Below are 25,892 nucleotides of genomic sequence, written 5' to 3'. Positions count from 1 at the left end.
CTATCCTAACTGTGTAATCACATCGTCAATTAAGTCGATTGCCTCATCAAACTGATACTGGTTAATCATAGATAAAGCGGGGCTTAATGTTTGCCACATTGCACTGCTCACCTTCGGCTTTAACGCATCAATTTTTGCCACAGCACTGGCATCGGCTTCATCTAGATTCTGACGTAAGACCCGTAATGCGGCTCTCAAGTCCTCATCTGATAGCAAGTCCACCGCTTGAGGCTCGGCTTGATTCACTATCACAGGCTTAGCGTGTTCAATCGCATCGCAGATAGAGGCCACTAGCGGTTGAATTTGAACTAACTCATCTTCATAGGGCGCTTTCTCTGTTAAATGCAACTCAAGCAAACGCGCTAATTCCACCAATTTTGCCGAACTTAAATTGCCCGCTAAGCCTTTAAGGGTGTGGGCGATACGCACGGCATCTTCGACTTGATTCGCCGCGATGGCTTTGCGAACCTGCTCCACGACATTACGTTGACTGCTCACGAAACGATCAAAGATTCGTTGATAAAGACGCGTCGAATGCTGTACCAGTTGCAAACCTCTATCGATATCCAACTCAGGGTGTTCTGGCCACTTGAGCAATACCGTTTTATCAGCGCCATTGCTGACTTCCCCCTGTGCGCTGGACGAAGTTAACTGAGTTGAGGCTTCTGCCCTTATCGCCGCAGAAATTCCAGAAGAAGATCCGAGGTATTTCAATAGGGTTTGATAAAGCACATTCACTTCTATGGGCTTGGCAATATGGTCGTTCATGCCCGCCCTGATGCACATGTCCCTATCGCCCGCCATCGCATTAGCCGTCATGGCGACGACGGGTAAATTTGCCAACGCGGGTCTTTTTCTTATCGCCTGAGTGGCTTGATAACCATCCATGACCGGCATTTGGCAATCCATTAACACTAGATCGAAATGCTGTTGGGATAGCTTATCTAAGGCAATTTGGCCATTGGTCGCTATGGATAAAATAATCCCCACTTGCTCTAAAAACTCGCTGGCGACTTCGAGATTCATCTCGTTATCTTCCACTAATAAGATACGCTTCCCTTGAAGTGGCAATAATAACTGCGGCGCCAGCTCTTCAGTGCGGCGTCTCACTGGCAATATGCCTTCACGGCCAATCGCATTCATTATGCCATCGAGCATGCGTGAGGCGCTGATGGGTTTACTGATGTACCCCGCCAGTGCTAATTGCTCAATTTGAGTGATAAATTCATGATTCGCATGGGCGGATACCATCAAGATCTTAGGCTGAGACTTAGCCTGTAGTTGGATCTGACGGGCGGTTTCTAACCCGTCCATACTGGGCATTTTCCAATCGATTAATGCCACTTCATAGGTCTGCAGTAAGCAGCGGCTTATTGCTTCTTCACCTGAACGAACCGTATCGACTCTAAAGCCCATACTTTCGAGCGTTGTACGCATTATGTCTCTGGCGGTCGCGTTATCATCTACCACCAGCACAGACATGCCCTCAAGCTCTTGCTCAAGCACTAATTTTTGGCCCTCAGAAATTTGTAACTTCACAGTGAAATAGAAGGTGCTGCCATGACCAAATTGACTTTCGACACCAATATTGCCCCCCATGAGTTCAACGAGTTGCTTGCAAATAGCCAAGCCTAAGCCTGTACCACCGTATTTACGGGTGGTTGAAGTATCCGCTTGGGTAAAGGATTTAAATAATTTTGCTTGCTGCTGCTCAGTTAAGCCTATGCCGCTGTCACGCACACTAAAACGCAGCACGACATCATCATCTTGCTGTTCAACAAGATTTAACGACAGTAATACTTCACCCCGCTCGGTGAACTTAATGGCGTTATTCATCAAGTTAATCAACACTTGACCTAAGCGTAGCGAATCACCATATAAATAACGCGGCACGTTAGGGGCGACTGCAAATAACAATTCAATCTGCTTGTGGGCGGCTTTTTCAGAAAACATATCGCTAAGATCTTCCAGCATAGTATCGAGCTGAAATGGCACAGATTCTATGTCGAGCTTACCCGCTTCAATCTTAGAGAAATCCAGAATGTCATTGATAATAGACAGTAAAGACTGCGATGCCCGCTCAATCTTCTCCACATAGTTTTTCTGTTTTTTATCTAATTCGGTCTGTAAACACAGCTGGGACATGCCGATAATGGCATTCATTGGGGTGCGTATTTCGTGGGACATATTCGCCAAGAAGTCACCCTTTGCTTTACTGGCGGCATCGGCTTGCTCTTTGGCAAGTAACAGTTCATCGGAGAGCAATTTAAGCTCTGTCATATCGACCATGCTGATCACAGCCGATTCAAATTGTCCTTGGGCATCTAACAATGCCGACACATTGACCGTCATCCATAAAGGCGCACCGGAAGGACGAATAAAACTCCTCTCGCCACGATAATGGTCAATTTTGCCACCGACCAATTCCTTAAATTGCGCCTTGGCAATATGCTTATCTTGCGCGCTAAGGACCTCAAAAATTGCGGTATTGCGTAAACTCTCCCTTGACCGCGCCATATCGGCACAAAATTGGTCATTACAATCTAAGATAACGCCTTTAACATCCACATTGACGATACCAATGGTCGCACCATCGAACAGAGCCTTAAAGTGCGCTTCACTTAGGGCTAACTCTTGTTCTATGCTCTTGCGTTGGGTGATGTCCATTACATACCCATTCCAAGTAATGGCGCCATCTTCTTCTACATGGCCGCTCGCCCCCGCCTCCATCCAACGTATACTGCCATTGGGATGGCGATAACGAAACTCGCGGATCCATTGAAACCTATCTTCACTCTTACCCGAAAGTGCCCGCACGACATCCGGCCTTTCGTCATCAAAAATCCGCTCAGCGATGGTGTCAAAATTACTAATAAGATCATCACGATGTAGCCCCAGCATTTTCATTGCCGCACCAGAGAGAAAGGTAAATCTGCGATCAGTAGGCGAGTGCCATAACAATTGGTACACGGTACAAGGAATTGACTCTGTAATATTGGTCAATTGCAGGCGCGAAGCCTCCAACTGCCCTATAGCAAGCTTACTCTCTGTGATGTCATCAATACTGCCGTCGAACCAAAGTGGAACGCCCTCTTCGGTATAACTTGCCTTACCTTTCTCATGCACCCAGCGCACACTGCCATCGCGATGGCGGATACGATATTCCACTTCAAAGGTTTCTTGCTGCGCGAGTGCTCTATCAATATGCAAATGACATGTAGGCCGATCCTCTTCTAAAATCAGCGAAGCAAAAGTACGTTGGCGATTTTCAATAAACTGACTCGCTGCATAACCCGTAATCTCAGCAATATTGTCACTGATATATTCCATGAACCATACATCCGCGATACGAGTCCGATAAACGGCGCCGGGAATATTAGTCACTAAGCCACGAAAACGCTGTTCGCTATCACGGATCTTCTGCTCAACGGCCAGTTTTTGTGTCATATCGCGTATTGAAGCCGCCACTTGCCTTTGTCCATCAAAGGCAGGGGGAAGAATACTCAGCGCTATTTCCGCAATAAATTCATTACCATCGGCTTTTAAAGCCCGAACATGACGCGCATTTGCCATGCCTCTATCGCGGCCTTCGCGCAGGAATGTTTGCCGCTCAAGTACATGCCCGTTTCCTAACTCTTGCGGCAATAATGCCTCAACCTGCAAACCCAGCATAGCGCCCGATTCGTATCCAAAGAGCTGCTGACAGCGACTGTTAGTAAAGACGATTTTCCCAAGTTCGTCGACAATGAGCATGGCCTCTGGAGCGGCTTCTAGTACGGCATTTGACCAGACTGCTGCTGAAAACTGCTCAGTAACATCGGTAAATAACATCTCCACCGACATTAACTCACCCGTATCTGATAATAACGGCTGCATAAATACATCGAGCCTTCTTAAATGCCCTTTTTCATCCAGCATTTCAACTTGATGCGAAGGCACATTTTGGCCCTTTAAGGCCAAATCGGTATATTCCCAGTTTTTCTCATTAAGGGGATTAGCCGAGAAGAGCCTTTGATATTTTCGCTTGAGCAAATCAGGGGTAATCCCCAACACCTTAGTTACCCCCTCACTGACTTGGGCGAGTTGACCATTAGGTTCTAGGGAACAATAGAAAGATTTATCGCTCATACCATCAATTAGGCGCGCAAAGCGGTTGCCACGGGAATCAAGAATGGCTTGTTCACGTTCTGCGAGTAATTCCGCCATTTGATTGAAGGTAGTACTCAGCGTCACTATTTCACTCACGGCACCTTTAGGTACAATGAGCTGCTGAGCTTTACCCTGTCCAAAGGACAAGATACCCGACTCGAGTAGCTCTAACGGCCGAGTTAATCGTTTCGCCGCCAGATAACAAGTCAGCAATAATAAGAGGGTTAATAAACTTAAATTGAGGATAATAGATGCTAGATCATCAAGTAGGGAGTTGAATAAATCTTGTTCTGGCGCGAATACAATCACACGCCACTTTAATTGAGGGACAGTCGCAATACTCGCAAGATAAACAACATCTTGGTTATCAACAAACCTTGCTTGACCATCAAGCCTTTTATCCTGTAGCGTCCAAAAATCGGCATTTTTATCTTTATTCTTATCGAGCCACTGGGCTGAAGTCGTTGCCAGCACTTTTTCTTTATCTATATGATAAATAAGCCGCCCTTGGTCGTCTAAAACCACCAGACGATTTGGTGCAACCCCCAATTGTTTTGGCAATCCATCTAAGGCTAAATCAACCGTCGCAACCCCAAAATAATTACCTACCGCACCAAAAGGAGCCGAATAGGTCACCATCAGAATATTCCCCGCCCCCTCATCAAAGTATGCCTTTGACCAATAACCGTTCGCTTGATTGATAGCCTTGCTCCACCAATCCCAAGTGCCATCGGTATAGTCGTAGCCTTCAGCGCCAATATCGAGGTAGTGTAAATCGTTACCACCACTTGTATCGCGGTAAACATAGGGAGAAAAGAGCTTGCGGTTAGGAAAAGTGTTGGGTTTAAATGCAACTGCGGAGCCAAAAAAGTCAGGATGACGTTTGACTCGATTCATCAAGACACTTTTAACACTCTCAGTGTCATTCATGTCTTCTTTACTTGACAAAAAACCAATAAAATCAGCAAGACCTTGGGTGTTGGCCTGCGCATGTTCGAGCAGAAACTGCAGACGAGAAGCCGAATGACTCGCCTCTTGTGTCAGGCTATGGTACAGCTGATTCTCTGAGGAGATATAACTAAACCAAGCGTTTACACTATAAACACTCGCCATAATTACAATGAGAGGCAAGGCTATGTGGGATAAAATCCTACTGCGAAAAGTACGAAGTTTACTTTTTTCCATGGCGTCGCCCTAAAGCCCCCGATTTTATAAGCACTGCATTTAAAAATAGCACTTATAAAGTAAACGAAGAATTTAGTGGCGACAATGTCAAAGTTAAAATAATGTGAAGTAATTTATTGTTTTAAAAACACTAATAAGCCGTCTCTAAGAAGCCGTCTCTAAGGTTTGATTAGGTAAGATACGAGCAAAATAGCTTTGGGTTTCGGCGATAATGATATGCCTCAAGCCCACAATGGCGATCAAGTTAGGGATAGCCATCAAACCATTAACCGTATCGGCCAACAACCAAATCACATCCAGTTTGATAAAAGCACCACCCGCAATCAGCACCAAAAACACCACTTGATACATGCGTAATCCGCGCTCACCGACTAAATAATACCAACAGCGTTCACCATAATAATGCCAGCCCAAAATCGTGGTAAACGCAAAACACACTAGCGCAATCGTCACCAAATACTGACCCACAAGCGCTGAGCCTCCCAGAGCAAAAGCAGCACTCGTCATCGCGGCACCCGCAGTCTCACCACTCCATACCCCAGTGATGATCAGCACTAACCCCGTCATAGTGCAAATGATAATGGTATCGAAGAAAGTACCCGTCATGCTGACGAGACCTTGCTCAACGGGTTCATTGGTCTTAGCGGCAGCGGCGGCAATGGGTGCACTGCCTAATCCAGATTCGTTCGAGAACACACCTCGGGCAATACCGATTTGAATCGCCTGCGCGACTGTCGCCCCTAAAAATCCCCCCGCAGCTGAGAGTGGCGTAAAGGCAGATTCAATCACTAAAGCTAAGGCGGGTAAAATCTGCTCGGAGAAACCGACTAAGATCCACACGCAGGCCAACACATAACCAATCGACATCGCAGGCACAAGTTTTTGCGCCACATTTGAAATACGCTTAACCCCACCCAAGGTAACTGCGGCCACTAAAAATGTCAGTACGGCCGCGGTTAACCAAGTCGGCACCTCAAAGGCGATCGTCAGCGCATCGCTAATGGCATTGACCTGTGCAAAAGTACCAATACCGAAAAAGGCCACACCAACCCCAAAGAGAGCGAACAATTTCGCCATCCAAGGTAGACCAAGGCCGCGCTCGATATAATACATAGGGCCACCCGCAATCTGCCCACGAGCATCGGTGGTACGGTACTTTACCGCCAACATACATTCAGCATATTTAGTCGCCATGCCGAAAAATGCCGCCAACCACATCCAAAATAACGCCCCTGGCCCGCCCATTTTTATTGCCGTCGCCACGCCGACAATATTACCGGTACCGATAGTGGCGGACAGCGCCGTACAAAGCGCTGCAAAGGAAGATAAATCCCCATGACCTTTGGCGGGTTTAAACAACAATCCCATCGCCATCGGCAGACGAAATACTTGGATAAGCTTGAGACGCACAGTGAGGTAAACCCCTGTACCCACCAGCAAACAAAGGGTAATTGGGCCCCAGACGATGCCATTAATACTGGCAAGTAAAGCTTGAAAACTCATGATATTCCTCGAATATTAAACAACAAAATTAATAAACGGAGGAGGAAAAGAAATGGCTGTGACGCGCCGCAGTCGGACGCTATAGCGAACTATTTTGACCTAATCTCGGCCGAGAATCGCCTAAGCCGAACGCTAAAAGCGTAGCAAGCGAGAGCTCTACACGAGTGCTTTCAATAAGAGCAAAAGTGCTCCATCTCAAGCAAAAGAGTAAAAATAGCCCACGACGACAAACGACAGGGACTGTGCAGTCATCCTCTCCTCTGTCCTTTTGCCTGAGCGTTTCGCGTCGCAGGTTATACAATAACACCACGACACTTTCGCCTTCGGCGCCACCTGATTGCACAATGAGTGCAACTGGTAGTCTCTCCAGAGGCTCGTCCAGTAACAGTCCACGCCTATCGGCACCTGAAAGAGTGCTTTGTTTTTTATAAGAAGACTCGCTTCTGTAAAACCAAAGTTGCCTCGTCGGTGTGGGGTCAATTCCCCACTCTCCTGCTACCTTCATCCGAACGGATTGCTAGATTGAGATTTACTCCCAAGCTAACAGGACGCACAGAATGCAACAAATGCGGCGTCAGCTCAAGCCGTTTGCTCACAGTTCGCGGAGGATTTAATCCAGTTGACTATTTTTACACCAAATGACGATTTATGTTTTGTTACTCAGTGGATGATCCTATTACAAGAAAAATCAGTATCTATCTGAATAGAAAATGCTTTATCTTGAACATAGAATGGCAATGCTAAATTGCGGCCACTAAGTAAGTTGCCGCCGCAGTTTGAAACACGGCTTACCACACCCGCCGCCAATGGATATAAAGGAGTTGCTCAATGGCCGACGTCGCTAAGCTTAACCAAGTCACCAAAGGCTTTCGCGATGGTGAGCAATATCATCAAGTACTGCAAGCGGTTAATCTACAGATCCACAGAGGTGAAACCGTGGCGCTTACAGGTCCCAGCGGCAGCGGCAAAAGCACCTTACTCAACCTGATCGCCGGTTTTGAAATGCCAGACTCGGGTGAAATCTTGGTAGAACAAGCATCCACCTCAACTTGGCAAGATAAAGAGTGGAGCCGTTTCAGACGTAATTCCTTAGGTGTCGTGTTTCAGCAATTTAACTTACTCACGCCACTCAACGTGAAAGACAATATCGCCTTCTCCTTAAGTTTAACCGCGCAGCCGTGGTCAGCCTGGTGTGACTATCTGGTTGAAAAACTAGGGCTCTTGCCATTACTTCACCGCCAAGTTGAAGCCCTGTCAGGCGGTCAACAACAACGTGTCGCCATCGCCCGCGCCTTAGCCCACAAACCAACCTTACTCTTGGCCGACGAACCTACGGGTAACTTAGATGATGTATCGGGTAAGCAAGTCATGGCATTACTGTGTGAACTGGCACGGGAAAGCCAAACCAGTATCTTAATGGTCACCCACAGCGAAGAATGCGCCGCCTTTATGCAAAAACGTTGGCATTTATCCCAAGGTGCAGTCGCTATCTATGAACAATAAACGGCTCACTAAGGCGACTCCCACAGCGCTTAAGCAAACAGAACTTAAACAGACTGGACTTAAGCAAACTTGGCTTAGGCTGACGTGGCTCAGCCTAAAAGTGTTTATCGCCCATTATCGCCATGCGCCCATACAAGCAGGTGCCATTCTGCTCGGTATCGCATTAGCTGTGACTCTGCTGATTGGGGTTAAAGCAACCAACGACAATGCCGTGCGCAGCTATAGCGAGGCGACTGAGTTACTGAGCCAACGCGCCGATGTGCTACTCACGCCGCCCCTAGGACAAAACACTTTAGATGAATCTGTCTATTTCGCCTTGAGACGAGCCGGATTAAGTCAGAGTCTTGCCGTCGTGAGTGGCAAAATCTCCGGTAAAAACGGTCAGTTCTGGCAACTGGAAGGCAGCGATTTGGTCGCCGCATTGACACTACAAAAATCGAGACGTAACGCCTCGACCGACACACCATCAGCTACCTCGCCACAGATGAATGACTTACCGATTGCCGATCTCCTCAGCGGCGCAGCCACAGTAATCATGAGCCGCAGCCTAGCAGCCAAAGTGGCACCCGACGGTAAACTTGTTTTAGAAAATAGCACCTTAGATGTCATTGCAATTGATGACAGTTTTGGTCTTGGCAGCGCCATCTTGGCCGATATGTCCCTCGCCCAGCAATTACTGAACATGCAAGGCCGATTGAGCTATATCGCCATGTTCAGTGAGCGAGAAAACCTACCTAAACTAAAATCCCAACTCGACGCTTTAGGGATTACGCCCCAGAAGGCCAGCTTTAGCCAACAAGATCAAGGCCAAGCACTGATAGCATTGACCCGCAGTTTTCACCTTAATCTTAATGCTATGAGCATGTTAGCCTTTGTTGTCGGCCTCTTTATCGCCTACAACGGTGTGCGCTACAGCCTAATGAAACGGCAAAAACTGTTAGTGCAGTTATTACAACAAGGAATCGAGCGCCGCGCCTTGATGACGGCACTGATGTTCGAATTAATTTTGTTAGTTGTCATAGGCTCAAGTCTGGGCTTTATCAGTGGTTTGCAACTCAGCCACTGGCTGCAACCTATGGTCGCTATGACCTTAGAGCAAATGTATGGCGCCCACTTGCTCCCCGGTATTTGGCAATGGACTTGGCTTTTTGAGGCAATTGTCCTCACCTTAATTGCCGCGCTCGCCGCTTGCTTGCCCTTGTATTTAGATCTTACGCGCCAAGCATTGGCACAAGGGGCGAATCGTTATCAGCAAATGCAGGCACACCGCAAAACCCATAGCATTCAATTTGCCTTAGCCTGTGGCTTATTGACCTTAGCGGCGTTGCTGTTTCCCTTCAGCCAAAGCTATAACATCAGCTTAGTGTTGCTCGGCATCGTCGCTATCGCTATTCCCTTATTGTTGCCTCAATTATTGCATTGGGGTGTCAGTGCGTTAATGCCCTTGGCGCGCCCCGGACTTTGGCAATATCTGCTCGCCGAAACCCGTGAGCTTATCGCACCGCTTTCCCTTGCTATGATGGCGATCTTACTGGCGCTCAGTGCCAATGTATCAATGAACACCCTAGTGGGTAGCTTCGAGCAAACCCTGCGGACTTGGCTAGAAACCCGCTTGCATGCCGATCTCTATATCCGCCCACCGAGCCAGCGCATCGACACGATTCAAACCCAACTGATGCACGATCCAAGAGTCAGCGGTCTTTATCAACAATGGCAAATTGAAGCCCAGCTTTCACTCCCAGCATCGACGAATAATTCGAGCGAGTTGACGATTCCAATTAGCCTACTCAGCCGCGATGAATTTTCGACTCGGCACACCAGTGCGCTTAAGGAAAGCCTGCCCACATTGTGGCAATCCTACTTTAATGCACCCGTTGTATTGGTGAGCGAACCTCTAGCCATCAAATACCAATTACAGCTTGGTGATACTGTGTCATTGGATGTGCTTGAGAAAACAGGTAACAGCAAAGCCATTATTGGCGGCATTTATTATGACCACGGCAATACCCGAAACGAGGTCATTATCAGCCAGCCACTTTGGCAACGGGCCCAGTTACCTGTACTGCCAGTCAGTTTAGCGGCGAGTTTTCACGGTAAAGAGCAAGGCAGTAGGATAAGTGAAGCAGAACTCGATCAACTACAAGTCCAACTGGCGACTGAGTTAGGTTTATCCCAAGCACAAATCTACAGCCAAACTAAGATTAAAACCCAAGCTATCGCTATGTTTAAACGCACTTTTTCCATTACCTTAGTGCTGAATAGTTTAACCTTGATTGTCGCCGCGATTGGCCTCTTTAGTGCCTGCTTAATGTTGACTCAGGCAAGGCAAGCGCCACTGGCACGGCTGTATTCCCTCGGCGTCAGTCGTAATGCTCTGCGCGGCATGGTGTTTATGCAGATGCTGATTGTGGTGCTGATCACTTGCCTGCTCGCTATGCCAACGGGCGCGCTATTAGGTTACCTGCTTATTAATAAGATCACCTTGCAAGCCTTTGGCTGGACGATAAAAATGATTTGGGATTGGCAAGCTTACGGCCATGCAATACTGATTGCCTTAACCACCTGCACCTTAGCCGTACTCTTACCGCTGTATTGGCAAACCCGCAAACCACTGGTCGCCAGTCTGCAACAGGAGACACTGTGATGAAAACACTCAATCTAAACAGTATTGTATGGGCAGTAGTTGGGTTAATGCTTATCGGCGGCTGTGATAAAACGCCATCGACGCAAAACACTCAGTCCAAATCCATGGCCAATGTGGTGGGGAAAACCTCTACTAATCAAGATGATTTAGCTTTTACGCCTGTTGTTCCCGGCTATAGATTTGAATTTCCGCGGGATCACTTGGCGCACAATGGCTTTCGCCAGGAATGGTGGTATCTGACCGCGAATTTAACGACAGAAACAGGTGAGCAACTCGGCGCTCAGTGGACTCAGTTTAGAGTCGCCCTTAAACCCCCTGCTCCGCAAGAAACAACTCTGCAAGTAACAGATGCAACGCCCAAAAATGAATCCACGTGGGAGACTCAGCAGCTTTACTTGGCCCACAGCGCATTAACCTCGAGTCAAACTCATCTGGCTCACGAAAAGTGGTCGCGCCGCCATAGCGAGTTTGCCGAGGTGAAATTAGATCCTTATCAAATCCGCCTCGATAACTGGCACTGGCAGAGCGAAACCAATGCACTCTTTCCCGCGACCTTAACGGTGGAGAATTCTGATTTTAGCTATCGACTTCAGCTTAATAGCCAAGCGCCACTGCAATACCAAGGCGTTAACGGCTATAGCCTTAAAAGCCGCGACGGCCAAGTAGCCTCTTACTATTACAGCCAACCCTTTATTGAAATTTCAGGTGAAATCAACCGCAATGGCAAAGTGGAGCAAGTCACAGGCCAAGGTTGGCTCGACAGGGAATGGAGCTCGCAATTCCTCACTAAAACGCAACAGGGCTGGGATTGGTTCGCGCTCAGGTTAAATGATGGCTCGACGCTGATGTTGTTTCAGCTACGGGATCAGTCTCCGGCAGAGTCCGCAAAGAATGCACCTATCTCAGCATTTTATAGCGCCAGAAGAATGTTTGCCGATGGCACTGGGCGCAACATCAATTCCACTGACAATCCCAATGACATTCAGATGACGCCTCTTAAATGGCAACACACAGTCAATGGCGACTATCCCGTTAGCTGGCAAGTCAAAATCCCCAGCGAAAATATCGATCTCACTATCACCCCGCTCAATCCCAATAGCGCTATGCCATTATCAACGCCCTACTGGGAAGGCCCAGTGCATCTCTCTGGCAGCCATACAGGTACGGGTTATATGGAGCTAACGGGCTATTGAGCCCAAACATAGTTCTTATAACCAGAAATGCTAAGTCAGCGCGAAGTAACATAACAAGATAGTTATTCAGAGAATGATCTTAAGCTGCTGTTGTATAAAGACATAGCAACACGCAATACGTGACCAAGCCCACAATAACACCCTATTTGCGATCGAGTTCAAGACTAATAATCAACCAATTGTTGCATTTTAAAGTCAACCCAAATACAGTATCATAAATTTAAATGACAACGCTGTCATAACGTACAAATAACAGTTTAACTCTCACGTTTATGAGTGACTGCAATGCGCATCAACCGACACAAATGGAGTTGTGAATGAGTTCTATCATCCGCATAGAGAAAGGTTTTACCTTAATTGAACTCATGATCGTCGTTGCAGTTATTGGCATTCTCGCTGCTATCGCTATCCCTTCTTTTTCCGAATACCTAAAGCAAGGTCGTCGTTTCGATGCCCAGCAATATCTGATGACGAGCGTGCAAGCACTAGAGCGCAATTATTCCCGTCAAGGTAAGTATCCTACTGCGCAAACCTTAACCAACAGTCCTTATTACACCTTTAGCTACACACCGGCGGACGACAAGTTAAGTTTCTCCCTCTCGGCAGTCCCAACCAGCCGCCAATCGGATAGCTGTGGCACCTTAAGCATTAATCAGAAAGGTGTTCGAACTCCCGCTGCCAATTGTTGGACAAATTAAATGTCGAGCACGTGGAATCAAGGATTTACCTTAGTTGAGCTTATGGTTACCGTCGCGATTATCGGTATTTTAGGCAGCTTAGCCCTCCCTTCGTACCGCGACGTTATGGCACGTGAACAGCTAACAGCCGCTGCGAATGAATTGGCCTCTAGCTATAAATTTGCCCGCAGTGAAGCGGTAAAACGCAGTACTTTAATTACTCTCACGGCAACAGAAACGGGTCTTTGGGTCATTAAAGATAGCGACGATAACGAATTGAAGGTATTTACGCCTCCGACACATGGAATTGATGTAACAGGACTGACTAGCATCAGCATCAGTGCCACAGGCAATACCGCCAAAACCAGTATTTCATTGGCGAACAGTCAAGGTGAAAACATGAATTTATGCATTTTACCGAGCGGCCAAAGTCAACTTCAAAGTGAGGATTGTGCATGAAAGCCTTCAATCACATAGGTAAAACGCACCTTGGCTTTACCATGACAGAAGTTTTAGTCTCACTCGTGGTATCAGTCACCTCATTGCTTGCACTGGCGAAAGCACAGTTATCATCGCTACAACACGCCACCAATAGCTTTCAATACACAGTTGCCACAGTGCAAGCGCAAAATGTCATTGAACAGATTTGGCCAAGGTTATGCGAAGTGCAAAAGCAACCCGCACGCTTCGAAGATATCAATTTTAGAGCCAGTTTAAGCCAAGATTTCCCCGCAGGCTTTGACTTAGTATTACCCGCCACTTATCAAGACAACATGGCAATTACTGTGACTTGGCAAGATGGTCGAGTCGATACCAATAATAGCGTCAGTCTTAACGCCAGCTTTCCGCATCTGTGTAAGGTTTAACTGTGATTTCAGCTCATCGCACTCAACGGAGACACATTAAACTCACCTCAAGACAAACGGGGTTTAGCTTATCCGAACTGATGATTGCCATGGTATTAGGGCTAATCATCATGATCGCTGTGATCAATTTCTTTGCGCCACTTAAGACTACTGTTGAGGAAAGTAAACGTCTAGAAAATGCCGCTGACGCCTTAAGGTACGCCACGCTAACACTCAGTAAAAGCATCAAACAGGCGGATAATGTCGCCCTTGTATCGGCTAACGAACTCGTCCTAAGCACGCATGCCTCCGCAAGCCAACCGAGTATTAGCTGTTTAGGCCAAAGTAAAACCGCTGATTACACCGAAACCTTTAGCTTTTTAGCACCTAACTTATCCTGCGACGATGGTGATGGCGCACAAACGCTTCTCACTGGGCTAGAAGCGGCTCACTTCTCTCAAACTGGTGAACTCGTCAGTATTAATTTGAAACCCTTAGCTTTACCGACCCAATATGATCAGGGTATTAGCTTACAGATCGCACTGCGTAAACCTCTTTGGCAACAAGCCATTAATTCACAACAAGTGCCATAGGCACGAGGAAGCACAGACATGCACACGGAACGTTCATTTGCTTACGCTTCGCCACTTCGCGGCAGTATCAATAAGCAAAAGGGGGCAGTGTTACTTATCGTCTTAGTCTTCAGCCTATTAGCCAGTTTGTTGGTCGTGACATCACTGCGAGATAACTTAGTACAAGAGCGGCTGAGCGGGAACTTCCATAAGCAAGTCAATGCACAACTCACCGCCGAACAAGGCATGTATGAAAGCTATAACACCCTCAAAGCGACTTTAATTAAAGTGCCCCAAAGCACGGCAGCCTCTTTAAATGACAGCCTGCCAAAGAGTGCCTCAGGCAGCATCGACGGCAGTGCCTATGCGTTAACAAAAGCCGTGACCCTGAGCGCCGAACTCAGCGTCAACAGCACTGGACAACACTTAGAAGGTCAAGCGAAACTCAATGCTCTCTTTGCCCTAAAGGGCGCAAAGGGAAATAATATTTTTAACGATGCCATCGTTTCCTGCGAGAGCCTCAATCTTACCGGCAGTAGCACAATCGATGGTTACGACTCACGTAAAGGCGCCTACGGCGATAGCTTCAACAATGCTCAAGGCAGCAGCCAACTCAATAAGCATGGTAAAGGCAATGTGACAACGGTTGAACCAAATGCTGATGTGACGCTGTCGGGCAATTCACCGATTTACGGCGATGTCAGTGCGACGGGAAATGTTACGTTAACAGGCTCATCTTCCTTAATGGGGAATATTCAAAGCAATAAAGATGTCATCGTAGGCACAGGAACAGTCGGGGGAAATATCGCAGCAGGTCATAATTTTGAGCTAAAGAACAGTGGGACTGTTGAAGGCTCAGTGCAAGCCAATCAGAATGCATCAACAGCTCCCGGTGCCAAAGTGAATGGGACACTTCAATATGGCGGCGATGGCACCTTTCATCAAAATAGCAGCATTGGCCAAACGGTGAATCTAGCACCCAATGTATCTCCCGTTCCCACTAAGTCCTGTGATCCATTAGATATTGGTGCCGTAATGGGAGGGTTTAAAATGCCCAACAATGGCGTAAGAACAATTGCATCAACCCAGAATGTAACCATTTCCCCAACGGGCTCGACTGCGAGTTCAGGTAACAGTAATGCGTTTCCGGCCCTGTCCTCAAGTTCAGAGAATATCTTCGGTTCTGAAACCCCAGTATTTAATCTCGACAGTTTAGTCATGAGTAGCGATGGTGTATTAAACATCAGCGGTGGGGATGTCACACTGATAATCAATGGTGACTTTAAAATGAGTGGCGCAAACCAACTAAATATCGCCCCAGGCTCAAGCCTAACGCTATTTGTGAATGGTGAGATTTCCTTTACGGCAGGCACCAATAACGGTAATAGCATTAAAAGCCAAACCCTAACCAGCAGCAATAAACCGCCGTTAGCGATTTATTCGGGTTCAAATAAAGATGTGACTGTCAGTGGAAGCGTACCGATTTACGCCGCGCTTTATGCGCCTAAATCCAAAGTCAATCTGCCCGGTGGTCCCGAAATCTTCGGCTCAGTAAGAGGTAAATCCATCACCGCCACGGGCAATGGCAAGATCCATTATGACAATGCCCTAGGCGAAGCCGATTTGGGCAGTGAAAATGCTATTCCGCCTGCGATAGTGCTTAAAGGTTGGCAATACTTATAATCCTGCTCCATTGGCCGTATCCCATATACGGCCAAGTACAAAGCCTCTCATCTACAATAATCTCAAAGCTTAAATATCAAACTGGGAGTTAGATCACTCGCAAAACTTTGATCCGGATCGACTATCGCTTTCAATACCTCTTGTGAGGTATACCCACATTTTTTATCAGGTCTAGACTCGCCAGTATCAGCACTCGGTTACCCTCCTTTTTAATCTTAAGTAACCGAGTTTACGCTACTACAGGTCATCCCATATGAGTCAGGAATACCACGTCACCAGCCTTGTGGTGCATGCCACGCCTAAAGCCTTACAGCAGGTTGAAGCCAATATCCTCGCATTAGTGGGTACCGATATTCATGCAATTACACCCGAAGGAAAATTGGTTGTCACCCTAGAAGGGAGTAGCCAAAGAGCGATTCTTGACAATATTGAAGCCATCAATGCCCTGTCCGGCGTGTTATCTGCCAGCTTGATTTACCACCAAGTAGAACCCTTAGTACAAGAGAGTGAGGAAATATTATGAGCATAAGCCGCCGCGAGTTTCTCAAGGCCAACGCAGCGGTTGCCGCTGCAACGGCCGTTGGCGTCACACTTCCCATTAAGATGGTCGAAGCCGCCGAACAAGCTGACAGTATCAAGTGGGATAAAGCTCCCTGCCGTTTCTGCGGTGTGGGGTGTAGCGTATTAGTGGGCACCCAAGCGGGCAAAGTGGTCGCCACTAAGGGGGATCCTGAAAGTCCTGTCAACCGTGGCCTTAACTGTATTAAAGGTTATTTCCTATCAAAAATCATGTACGGCAAGGACAGATTAACCACGCCATTGTTGCGGATGAAAGACGGCAAATATCATAAAGAAGGTGAATTCACCCCAGTCAGCTGGGATGTGGCCTTCGATACTATGGCGGCGAAATGGAAACACAGTCTCGCCACCAAAGGTCCGACGTCAGTGGGTATGTTTGGCTCCGGCCAATGGACTATTTGGGAAGGTTATGCCGCCTCTAAACTTCATAAAGCAGGCTTCCTTACCAACAATATAGATCCTAATGCGCGCCACTGCATGGCCTCAGCCGTAGGCGGCTTTATGCGCACCTTCGGTATCGATGAACCCATGGGTTGTTATGACGATTTAGAAGCCGCCGATCAGTTTGTGCTCTGGGGCGCAAACATGGCGGAGATGCACCCAATTCTGTGGGCACGAATATCCGATAGACGTTTAAGCAGTCCAACGTGCCGAGTGCATGTGCTGTCAACCTTTGAGAATCGCAGCTTCGATTTGGCCGATAACCCTATGGTGTTCCGCCCACAGTCGGACTTAGTGATCCTCAACTATATCGCCAATTACATTATTGAAAATAAAGCCGTTAATACCGACTTTGTTACCAAACACACTAAGTTTGCCCTTGGGGTAGATGATATCGGCTATGGCCTGCGTCCAGAACATCCATTAGAGAAAAAAGCCAAAAATCCAGGCAATGGTAAATCCACGCCCATTAGCTTTGACGAGTATGCCAAGTTTGTCAGCACTTATACGCTGGAATATGCCGCCAAGATGAGTGGCGTCGAGCCAGAGAAGCTGGAGATTTTAGCCAAAGCCTATGCCGACCCTAACGTTAAAGTCATGAGTCTGTGGACCATGGGCATTAACCAACACGTTCGCGGCGTGTGGGCGAACAACATGCTTTACAACATCCATTTGCTCACGGGCAAAATTGCCACACCGGGTAACAGTCCTTTCTCATTAACAGGTCAACCTTCGGCTTGCGGTACTGCACGTGAAGTCGGTACTTTCGCCCACCGTTTACCCGCCGATATGGAAGTCACTAACGACAAGCACCGCGCCATTACCGAAAAGCTATGGCAAGTGCCAGAAGGGACCATTCCCGCCAAACCTGGCTACCATGCCGTACTCCAGAGCCGTATGCTCAAAGATGGCAAGCTCAACTGCTACTGGACAATGTGTACCAATAATATGCAGGCAGGCCCCAACATCAACGATGAAATCTATCCAGGTTTCCGTAATCCAGAAAACTTTATCGTAGTTTCAGATCCCTACCCAACCATCACAGCCATGGCGGCAGATTTAATTTTGCCAACGGCAATGTGGGTTGAAAAAGAAGGAGCTTACGGCAATGCCGAGCGCCGTACTCATATGTGGCATCAGCAAGTAAAAGCCCCAGAAGGCGCAACCTCAGATCTGTGGCAACTAGTCGAATTTTCGAAACGATTCAAAGTCTCCGAAGTCTGGCCAGCCGAACTGATAGCCAAACAACCGGAATACGCGGATAAAACCTTATATGAAGTGCTATTTGCCAATGGCGTGATCGACAAGTTCCCAACTTCCGATTGCAAAGCCGAATTAAACGATGAGAGCGAACACTTCGGTTTCTACCTGCAAAAAGGTATTTTCGAAGAATATGCAGCTTTCGGTCGTGGCCATGGCCACGATTTAGCCGACTTTGACCGTTACCACGAAACCCGCGGCCTACGCTGGCCAGTCGTTAATGGCAAAGAAACGCTGCGCCGTTTCGTTGAGGGGAGCGATCCTTATGTCAAAGCGGGTGAAGGCTTTAAATTCTATGGCAAGCCAGATGGCAAAGCGGTGATTTTCGCCCTGCCCTATGAACCCGCCGCCGAAGAGCCGAATGAAGAATACGATTTGTGGATGTCGACTGGCCGCGTGCTGGAACATTGGCACACAGGCTCGATGACCGCACGCGTACCAGAGCTTTACCGTGCCTACCCCGACGCGCAGATTTTCATGCATCCAGAAGATGCGAAAGCTCGCGGCGTACAACGTGGTGACGAAGTCATAGTGGCCTCACCGCGCGGTGAAGTGAAAACCCGAGTTGAAACCAAAGGCCGTAACAAACCGCCACGCGGCGTAGTATTTATGCCTTTCTTCGATGCGCGCCAGTTAGTCAACAAACTGATATTGGATGCGACCGATCCCCTGTCAAAAGAAACTGACTTTAAAAAATGCCCAGTGAAAGTCTTCAAGGCGGAGAATAACCAATGAGAAAAATACTCACCTTAACTGCGTTACTCGTCGCCATTACCGGCTGTTCAGGCCAGCAAACCGACACCAACGTAGCACCAGTTAATATTCAATCCCTCGCAGGAAACATGGCGATCACCGACATTCGCCCAGCCGATGCTATGGCGATTTATCCTAGTCGCGGCTCCGCCATTGAGCGCAGTTTTAGCGAGCAACCACCGCTCATCCCACATAAGGACGATTACAAGATCACCTTAGATAAAAATGGCTGTTTAAGCTGCCATAGTTGGGACAAGGCAAAACGCATGAAAGCCACACCAGTAGCTAAGTCCCACGTGATTGATGATAAAGGCACAGTTAACGGACATAACTATGCCTGTACTCAATGCCATGTCGCTCAGGCCGAAAACAAGCAACCACTCGTCGAGAATCAATTCTCCGGCAAATAAATCTCCATCCCCTGCAAAGCCAAGCCACCCGAATTGATTAGGGTGGCTTTTTGCTATTTAAGCGTCCTATCCTAATGAGTTGGCTTAGAGCCAGCAATGAGTATTCAAGTAAATATAAGACTAAACGTCTATCGCTGGTTCAGCGTCCGTTGCTGAACAGTGCTTTCACCAAGGAAGGGATTGAGCAGAAGTTAAAAAGGCAAAGTGAGAATCGAGGGAAATAAAAATAAGAGCAGAATCTAAAACACAGAAAAGTAAAAACCCAGCCTAGGCTGGGTTTACTTGTTGTTTTGCTTTATGCAAATCACCCGCTGGAGCCGTTTTAGTTACTTGCGCCGCTTTAGCGTTTTGCACATCTTTTGCCACAGGCATAGCCGCCTGCCACAAAGCACCTACCCACAGACTTGAACTTGATTTCATCAGTATTCCCCTGTTTTGTTAACAAGGTCAAAGTAATACTTAGGCTATCATTAGTAAAATGAATAAATTCCATAATATGGATTCCATTTGAGCATGAACATCCCAATCAAGACCTTACAGTGTTTTCTGACCTTAGTGGAAACTGAAAACTTTACCCGCGCCGCGCAGAAATGTTTTATCACCCAGCCGACACTAAGCAAAATAATCCAGAGACTTGAAGAAAGCCTTGGTGAAACCTTGCTGATCCGAAATAACCAAAAGGTTGAGTTAACTCAAGCTGGTCAGCTCTTTGAGCACAGTGCACGGGAAATCCTCGGCCAATGGCATAGACTGCAGGAGGACATGAGTAACCTTAGCGGTCTTAAATCGGGGCGGTTGCGACTGGGTGTATGTCCTATGATGAGCAGTCTTATTATTGGTTTGCTCACTAGCTATCGTAAGCGTTATCCGGGAGTTGAACTACACATGTATGAGTACGGTGGATTCGGCTGCGAACAAGCATTGCTCAATAACAGTCTCGATATCGCCTTTACCGCGCTCCCCACGACCCATGAGACAGAACTCGTCAACCAACCCCTGACTAAGTACCCTTTACTCGCATGCCTGCCTGAAGGACATCCCTTAGCCGAGAAAGACCACTTAAAATGGCAGGACTTCCAGCCCTATCCTTTTATCCTCTATAACGAAGACTTCTCCCTCGCTAAACTGATTAATCGCCTCAGTCGCAAAGCAGGTGTTCAACTCAATATTGCCTTTCGCAGCGGCCAGTGGGATTTCCTTGCCGCCATGGTCGAAGCCGATATGGGCGTCGCAATTTTACCTGAGCCTATCTGCAATAGATTAAGCACCAGCAAACTGGTCTTTAAACCTATGCAGCCCGCAATGACATGGGATCTGGCGCTTATTTGGCGCCAAAGTTTACCTTTAACACCGGCGGCCAAGGCCTTGCTCGAATTGAGTAAACAAAAAACTGAACGCTGAGAAAATAAAGCGAGAACTAATATTATTTTAAACAACGGGATACGAAACTTCGTCAGCCGTAGCGGGTGATTACAGTTGGATCTCGCGCATAAAAAAACCGCTGTGAGCCTAGAGGCCAACAGCGGTTTTTATTAGCTAACTAAATATTAGCCAAGATAAGTTAAGAATTACTTCTTAGCTTCAGCAGCTTTACGTTCTTTAACTTGAGCAACAACTTTCTCAGCTACGCTAGCTGGACATTGGCTGTAGTGTGAGAACTCCATAGAGAACTGACCACGACCAGAAGTCATTGTACGTAAAGTACCGATATAACCGAACATTTCTGATAACGGTACGTCAGCTTTAACGCGAACACCTGTTACACCAGCAACTTGGTCTTTGATCATGCCGCGACGACGGTTTAAGTCACCGATTACGTCACCAACGTTGTCATCAGGGCTGAACACGTCAACTTTCATGATTGGCTCAAGAAGTTGTGGTTTAGCTTTAGCGATAGACTGACGGAAAGCGCCTTTAGCAGCGATTTCGAACGCGATTGCTGATGAGTCAACTGCGTGGAATGCACCGTCAGTTAATTCGAACTCAACGTCTAACACTGGGAAGCCAGCGATAGTACCTGTGTTCATCATGCTCGCGAAACCTTTCTCAACTGCTGGCCAGAATTCCTTCGGAACGCTACCACCAACAACTGAAGATTTGAACACGAAACCAGTGTTTGGCTCACCTGGGCGGATGATATATTCGATCTTACCGAATTGACCAGAACCACCTGATTGTTTCTTGTGAGTGTATTGATCTTCAACCATTTGAGTAATGGTTTCACGGTAAGCAACTTGTGGCTCACCTACGATCAATTCAACACCATAAGTACGCTTCAGAATGTCTACTTTGATATCTAAGTGAAGTTCGCCCATACCTTTAAGGATGGTTTCACCTGAATCTTCGTCAGTTTCTACGCGGAATGATGGATCTTCAGCGATCATCTTACCGATGGCGATACCCATCTTCTCGCTGCCGCCTTTATCTTTTGGCGCTACTGCGATAGAGATAACTGGCTCTGGGAACACCATAGCTTCTAAGGTAACTGGGTGTTTCACGTCACATAAAGTGTGACCAGTTTGAACGTTCTTCATACCCACGATAGCGATAATGTCGCCAGCTTGAGCTGATTCAATTTCGATACGGTCGTCAGCGTACATTTCACACATACGGCCGATACGTTCAGTTTTGCCAGTCGCGCTGTTCAGGATGGTATCACCCTTCTTCAGACGGCCTGAGTAGATACGTACGAAAGTCAGGGCACCGAAACGGTCATCCATGATTTTGAACGCTAACGCTTTTAATGGCTCATCAGCAGAAACGATAGCGAATTCGCCAGTTTCGTTGCCTTCTTCGTCAGTCAATGGTTGTGGATCAACTTCGTCTGGTGCTGGTAAATAATCAACAACAGCATCAAGAACCAGTTGCATACCTTTGTTCTTAAACGCAGAACCACAGTATGTTGGGAAGAATGCCAGTTTGCGAGTACCAGTACGAATACAACGCTTGATGTCTTCGATAGATGGCTCTTCGCCTTCCATGTACGCTTCCATCACTGCATCGTCTTGTTCAACTGCAGTTTCGATCAGCATTTCACGGTATTCTTCAACCATGTCAACCATATCAGCAGGAACGTCTAATACTTCAAAGTTTTCTGGAATACCAGAATCATCCCACACGTATGCTTTACGAGTTAATAGGTCAACAACACCAGTGAATTCGTCTTCAACACCGATTGGCAGAACCATAACCAGTGGAGTAGCAGCTAATACGTCTTTAGTTTGCTTAACAACGCGTAAGAAGTCAGCACCCATACGGTCTAACTTGTTTACGAAGATAATACGCGCAACTTCAGATTCGTTCGCATAGCGCCAGTTAGTTTCTGATTGAGGCTCAACACCGCCTGAACCACAGAATACACCGATACCGCCATCAAGCACTTTCAGAGAACGATAAACTTCAACGGTGAAGTCAACGTGTCCTGGGGTGTCGATAACGTTGAAACGGTGATCTTTCCAGAAGCAACTTACAGCAGCGGACTGAATAGTAATACCGCGCTCAGCTTCCTGTACCATGAAGTCAGTGGTAGATTCACCATCGTGAACTTCACCGATTTTATGGATTTTACCGGTTAGCTTAAGGATACGCTCGGTGGTCGTGGTTTTACCCGCGTCAACGTGAGCGAAGATACCAATGTTTCTGTATTTGGATAATTCGGTCATGATTCAACTTTAATGAGTAGTTTAAGAAGTAGACGGAGTATGCGACAAACACCGACACACCGCACATCAGATTATTTTAGGCGCATATTGTAAATTGGAACCCTGCTCGGCGCAAATGGCTAGAGTACTTTTTCACGATAAAGTCGCGTAATAATTTAGGTAAATAGCCATAAACACGAACTAAAACAGATAAGTAAAACACTTTAGTTTATTTTTCACTCAATCAATAAAAAACCTTAAATAAACCTCATTTTAATGGGATAAAGCGATTTTCAAGGGATTTCTATCATATCGTCAGTACAAACATCAAACATTAACCTGCAAGCATGGATGCTAGAACAATCATGTTATACCTATCTCCAAAATAGAGATGACATCCGCGACTCACTTCAATCGCAGTCTTTTAGCCAAATAACCACAAATCAGTCTTGAGTAAACCCTTACGTGTCGATGCACATTTGATTACGCCCTTGTGCTTTAGCACGATAAAGGGCTCGATCTGCCCGCTCAAAACACAATTGTATAGGTTCGTTTTCTGCGAGCTTAGCGACACCAAAACTACAAGTTAAGTGAACATTGTCAGTAAATTGATAATTGTTAATCCTCTGCGCAATCCGCACACACAAGCTTTCAACTAATGGCAATGATGACTGTTGGCAGAGGATAACAAATTCTTCGCCACCCCAACGTGCAACCACATCAGAATCACGCACACAGTGCTGTAATACCTGTGACACTTGCTCAAGAATGCGATCGCCGACGTTATGCCCTAGCGTGTCATTAATCTCTTTAAAGTAGTCGATATCAATCATTACAAGGCACATGCCTGCCCCAGCAGATTTATCATGCTGCTCGTTATTAATAAAAAAGCGATTAAAGTAATGTCGGTTATACAATTTAGTTAAGGGGTCGTGGGTAGATAAAAATTCGAGTTCGGCATTTGACGCTTCAAGCTGTTCGCGTAAAGTTTCCAACTGCTTATTCTTATCGGTTAATCTTCGATTATATTGACTCATAAAGTAAGTTCTCGCTCCCAATATTAGGAGCAACAGACACGTCGCGCAGATAATTTGATACACAAGCGAATAGTTAGTCTCATCTATCACAGTCACATTATTCCACTTCTGATAAATCGTGATCCGCTCTTGCTCACTCACAGTGTTTAAGGCTTTATTTATCACAGGTAACAATGACTCTTGACCATAAGCGACCCCCATCCGTAACTCATCTTCCGGCCCGCCCCAACCCGCAATTTTTAAATGTTCAAATCCCATTTGTTGAATGTAAGCGTTAACCGAAAACATTGACCCAACAAACAGATCTGCACGTTTATCCAGAACCGACTGCAATCCCGCAGGTTCACTGGCAACAGTAAGCATCTCTATCTGAGGATAATAATACTGAATATACTCAGCTAAACGATAACCTTTGGGCACGGCTAAAATACGCGTATTGATATTCTCCAATCCTTGCAGAAAAGGCTGTTCTTTAAGTGAAACAAGCACATTTGGTGAGCGGAAATAGACATCACTGAAGTGCAGATAAGTCTCGCGTATTAGCGTTTTATTCAACATAGGGGTTAAATCGCACTGACCACTTTGCAAAAAAGATAAAGTTTCGGTCCAAGAAGATGTCGGCACTAGCTGAAACTTAAGGGAAGAATGTGACTCAACATAACGAATATAATCCGATGAAATCCCCAGATGTTTACCTTCTCGTATTCCTTCATAGGGCAGCCAATCAGGATCAACGCAATAACGGACTATCACAGCAGACTTGACGCTAACATCTTGATCCGCAAGTTTAGTACTAGACACCATGAAACGATCAGCATTCACCAGTAATGGCATACACAGCAATAGCGACAATAACCTCAATAAGCCACGCAATTCCATTGAAATTTCAACCTAAAAGCTGATGCTAGATGGGGAATGTAAAAAAAGTGTATACGTGAAAACCACACAATACCAATTCCCATCATTGCTTATACGAAACGCTCGTTTGTCCATTGTGTCTTAACGCCTTCGTACATCAGCAAAACTTATCTTCATAAGGTGATCAGTTGATGGGAAAGAACGTTGCTAAGTTCACTCAGTCCTAAGTTCACTCAGTCTGAGTTTGGTATCACATTTAAAAAGCCAATATTTATCGCTTGCTTCATCAGGGCTATCCTAAATAACCCCCCTTACTCGCCATCCAAAGCCATCATAACGCCTTTTGCAAACTACGATTATTGCAGCTGCACCTCGCCTTAACTTCTGCAGCTACGTTCTTTGGCCGCTATACCGCGATCATGATGGACTGTGCGGGGACATCAAACAAAGATGGCAGAAGATTTTATAATCTGAGATAAAACTGCAGCCTTATTCTCCGGAACTGAATCTGATAGAACAGTTGTAGCGGATATGAATAGAATTGATATAAAGCCAAATGGTGCAAATTATTCGTATCGTGGAAGGTAAAAAAGGGATTATCGAGAGAAAAATAGGAGGAAAACTGACTAATTAAATAGACACTAGGCTGGATTTCACAAATTGCAGATGCAAAAAAGCCAGCTTATTCAGCTGGCTTCGTTGCATCTCATTGAGATAATTAGGCGCTTGGCGATGACCTACTCTCACATGGGGAGACCCCACACTACCATCGGCGCGTTTGCGTTTCACTTCTGAGTTCGGGATGGGATCAGGTGGTTCCACAAGGCTATTGTCACCAAGCAAATTCTGTTTATTACCGTGTCCATCGCTGGCTCACGTTAATAATAATTCGGAAAGCTGATTTTCTGTTGAGTCTTTAACTTTATCAAGTATCTGTATTCTGTCTAAGGTCCGTAAAA

The 25,892-nt window shown here is 46.5% G+C and carries 17 protein-coding genes, 1 rRNA gene and 1 riboswitch; of the genes, 12 read left to right on the top strand and 6 right to left on the bottom strand.

Annotation, left to right across the window (positions count from 1 at the left end):
* On the bottom strand, positions 1 to 5,334 hold the full coding sequence (locus L5M49_RS22275) for a PAS domain S-box protein (protein WP_263266848.1): 5,334 nt from the start codon (positions 5,332 to 5,334) through the stop codon (positions 1 to 3).
* Between the two features lie 144 nt (positions 5,335 to 5,478).
* Complete coding sequence (locus L5M49_RS22270) at positions 5,479 to 6,837, bottom strand: alanine/glycine:cation symporter family protein (protein ID WP_263204465.1); 1,359 nt, start codon at positions 6,835 to 6,837, stop codon at positions 5,479 to 5,481.
* 250 nt (positions 6,838 to 7,087) lie between these two features.
* Positions 7,088 to 7,217, bottom strand: a riboswitch (glycine riboswitch).
* A gap of 448 nt (positions 7,218 to 7,665) precedes the next feature.
* Between L5M49_RS22270 and L5M49_RS22265 the strand changes: the two genes are divergently transcribed.
* The 11 genes from L5M49_RS22265 to napB all read left to right on the top strand — a co-directional run bounded on the left by L5M49_RS22265 (position 7,666) and on the right by napB (position 19,397).
* Positions 7,666 to 8,340 carry an ABC transporter ATP-binding protein gene (locus L5M49_RS22265; protein ID WP_263204464.1) on the top strand — a complete coding sequence of 225 codons (675 nt, stop codon included), beginning with the start codon at positions 7,666 to 7,668 and terminating at the stop codon, positions 8,338 to 8,340.
* Positions 8,330 to 10,984, top strand: coding sequence for an ABC transporter permease (locus L5M49_RS22260; RefSeq protein WP_263266847.1), 2,655 nt, complete (start codon positions 8,330 to 8,332; stop codon positions 10,982 to 10,984). The genes L5M49_RS22265 and L5M49_RS22260 overlap by 11 nt, the downstream gene beginning before the upstream one ends.
* The gene (locus tag L5M49_RS22255; protein ID WP_211085776.1) at positions 10,984 to 12,177 is read left to right on the top strand and encodes a lipocalin-like domain-containing protein; all 1,194 of its coding nucleotides are present in this window, start codon (positions 10,984 to 10,986) and stop codon (positions 12,175 to 12,177) included. The genes L5M49_RS22260 and L5M49_RS22255 overlap by 1 nt, the downstream gene beginning before the upstream one ends.
* 317 nt (positions 12,178 to 12,494) lie before the next feature.
* Entirely contained in the window at positions 12,495 to 12,875 is a 381-nt protein-coding gene (locus L5M49_RS22250) for a type IV pilin protein (RefSeq protein WP_168822480.1), read from the top strand.
* Positions 12,876 to 13,313 carry a GspH/FimT family pseudopilin gene (locus L5M49_RS22245; protein ID WP_168822478.1) on the top strand — a complete coding sequence of 146 codons (438 nt, stop codon included), beginning with the start codon at positions 12,876 to 12,878 and terminating at the stop codon, positions 13,311 to 13,313.
* Positions 13,310 to 13,720, top strand: a complete 411-nt coding sequence (locus L5M49_RS22240; protein ID WP_168822476.1) for a prepilin-type cleavage/methylation domain-containing protein — start codon at positions 13,310 to 13,312, stop codon at positions 13,718 to 13,720. Before L5M49_RS22245 ends, L5M49_RS22240 begins: the two co-directional genes overlap by 4 nt.
* 2 nt (positions 13,721 to 13,722) lie before the next feature.
* The gene (locus L5M49_RS22235) at positions 13,723 to 14,292 is read left to right on the top strand and encodes a PilW family protein (protein ID WP_168822474.1); all 570 of its coding nucleotides are present in this window, start codon (positions 13,723 to 13,725) and stop codon (positions 14,290 to 14,292) included.
* A gap of 18 nt (positions 14,293 to 14,310) precedes the next feature.
* Positions 14,311 to 15,954: a polymer-forming cytoskeletal protein gene (locus L5M49_RS22230; RefSeq protein WP_168822472.1), complete on the top strand. Its 1,644-nt coding sequence runs from the start codon at positions 14,311 to 14,313 to the stop codon at positions 15,952 to 15,954.
* Positions 15,955 to 16,207: 253 nt separating this feature from the next.
* Positions 16,208 to 16,477: a chaperone NapD gene (locus tag L5M49_RS22225; protein ID WP_168822470.1), complete on the top strand. Its 270-nt coding sequence runs from the start codon at positions 16,208 to 16,210 to the stop codon at positions 16,475 to 16,477.
* The gene (gene napA / locus L5M49_RS22220) at positions 16,474 to 18,969 is read left to right on the top strand and encodes a nitrate reductase catalytic subunit NapA (protein WP_113939719.1); all 2,496 of its coding nucleotides are present in this window, start codon (positions 16,474 to 16,476) and stop codon (positions 18,967 to 18,969) included. Before L5M49_RS22225 ends, napA begins: the two co-directional genes overlap by 4 nt.
* Positions 18,966 to 19,397 (top strand): nitrate reductase cytochrome c-type subunit NapB, encoded by a 432-nt coding sequence (gene napB / locus L5M49_RS22215; RefSeq protein ID WP_263172570.1) that lies wholly within the window; start codon positions 18,966 to 18,968, stop codon positions 19,395 to 19,397. Before napA ends, napB begins: the two co-directional genes overlap by 4 nt.
* A gap of 267 nt (positions 19,398 to 19,664) precedes the next feature.
* Here napB and L5M49_RS22210 read toward each other — a convergent pair whose 3' ends face one another.
* The gene (locus L5M49_RS22210) at positions 19,665 to 19,817 is read right to left on the bottom strand and encodes a hypothetical protein (protein ID WP_081729124.1); all 153 of its coding nucleotides are present in this window, start codon (positions 19,815 to 19,817) and stop codon (positions 19,665 to 19,667) included.
* A 93-nt stretch (positions 19,818 to 19,910) separates the two neighbouring features.
* Between L5M49_RS22210 and L5M49_RS22205 the strand changes: the two genes are divergently transcribed.
* Positions 19,911 to 20,798, top strand: coding sequence for a LysR family transcriptional regulator (locus tag L5M49_RS22205; RefSeq protein ID WP_105251505.1), 888 nt, complete (start codon positions 19,911 to 19,913; stop codon positions 20,796 to 20,798).
* A gap of 167 nt (positions 20,799 to 20,965) precedes the next feature.
* On the opposite strand, the gene fusA is transcribed toward L5M49_RS22205, so the two are convergent.
* The 3 genes from fusA to rrf all read right to left on the bottom strand — a co-directional run bounded on the left by fusA (position 20,966) and on the right by rrf (position 25,773).
* Entirely contained in the window at positions 20,966 to 23,059 is a 2,094-nt protein-coding gene (fusA, locus tag L5M49_RS22200; RefSeq protein ID WP_105251504.1) for an elongation factor G, read from the bottom strand.
* Positions 23,060 to 23,499: 440 nt separating this feature from the next.
* Positions 23,500 to 24,954 carry a diguanylate cyclase gene (locus L5M49_RS22195; protein ID WP_263266846.1) on the bottom strand — a complete coding sequence of 485 codons (1,455 nt, stop codon included), beginning with the start codon at positions 24,952 to 24,954 and terminating at the stop codon, positions 23,500 to 23,502.
* Between the two features lie 703 nt (positions 24,955 to 25,657).
* Positions 25,658 to 25,773: ribosomal RNA gene (gene rrf / locus L5M49_RS22190) — 5S ribosomal RNA — on the bottom strand.
* Positions 25,774 to 25,892 lie beyond the last annotated feature (119 nt).

The organism is Shewanella sp. SM74, assembly GCF_025653725.1.
Taxonomy (GTDB): domain Bacteria; phylum Pseudomonadota; class Gammaproteobacteria; order Enterobacterales; family Shewanellaceae; genus Shewanella; species Shewanella oncorhynchi.
This window is presented reverse-complemented; position numbering and strand designations above follow the sequence as displayed.

What these genes read in the sequence shown, in the direction of transcription:
- L5M49_RS22255 (WP_211085776.1), top strand. Translation starts at nt 10,984, where the DNA reads ATGAAAACACTCAATCTAAACAGTATTGTATGGGCAGTAGTTGGGTTA.
- L5M49_RS22210 (WP_081729124.1), bottom strand. Translation starts at nt 19,817, where the DNA reads ATGAAATCAAGTTCAAGTCTGTGGGTAGGTGCTTTGTGGCAGGCGGCT.
- L5M49_RS22265 (WP_263204464.1), top strand. Translation starts at nt 7,666, where the DNA reads ATGGCCGACGTCGCTAAGCTTAACCAAGTCACCAAAGGCTTTCGCGAT.
- napA (WP_113939719.1), top strand. Translation starts at nt 16,474, where the DNA reads ATGAGCATAAGCCGCCGCGAGTTTCTCAAGGCCAACGCAGCGGTTGCC.
- L5M49_RS22225 (WP_168822470.1), top strand. Translation starts at nt 16,208, where the DNA reads ATGAGTCAGGAATACCACGTCACCAGCCTTGTGGTGCATGCCACGCCT.
- L5M49_RS22205 (WP_105251505.1), top strand. Translation starts at nt 19,911, where the DNA reads ATGAACATCCCAATCAAGACCTTACAGTGTTTTCTGACCTTAGTGGAA.
- L5M49_RS22260 (WP_263266847.1), top strand. Translation starts at nt 8,330, where the DNA reads ATGAACAATAAACGGCTCACTAAGGCGACTCCCACAGCGCTTAAGCAA.
- L5M49_RS22275 (WP_263266848.1), bottom strand. Translation starts at nt 5,334, where the DNA reads ATGGAAAAAAGTAAACTTCGTACTTTTCGCAGTAGGATTTTATCCCAC.
- L5M49_RS22250 (WP_168822480.1), top strand. Translation starts at nt 12,495, where the DNA reads ATGAGTTCTATCATCCGCATAGAGAAAGGTTTTACCTTAATTGAACTC.
- L5M49_RS22270 (WP_263204465.1), bottom strand. Translation starts at nt 6,837, where the DNA reads ATGAGTTTTCAAGCTTTACTTGCCAGTATTAATGGCATCGTCTGGGGC.
- L5M49_RS22195 (WP_263266846.1), bottom strand. Translation starts at nt 24,954, where the DNA reads ATGGAATTGCGTGGCTTATTGAGGTTATTGTCGCTATTGCTGTGTATG.
- L5M49_RS22245 (WP_168822478.1), top strand. Translation starts at nt 12,876, where the DNA reads ATGTCGAGCACGTGGAATCAAGGATTTACCTTAGTTGAGCTTATGGTT.
- fusA (WP_105251504.1), bottom strand. Translation starts at nt 23,059, where the DNA reads ATGACCGAATTATCCAAATACAGAAACATTGGTATCTTCGCTCACGTT.
- napB (WP_263172570.1), top strand. Translation starts at nt 18,966, where the DNA reads ATGAGAAAAATACTCACCTTAACTGCGTTACTCGTCGCCATTACCGGC.
- L5M49_RS22230 (WP_168822472.1), top strand. Translation starts at nt 14,311, where the DNA reads ATGCACACGGAACGTTCATTTGCTTACGCTTCGCCACTTCGCGGCAGT.
- L5M49_RS22240 (WP_168822476.1), top strand. Translation starts at nt 13,310, where the DNA reads ATGAAAGCCTTCAATCACATAGGTAAAACGCACCTTGGCTTTACCATG.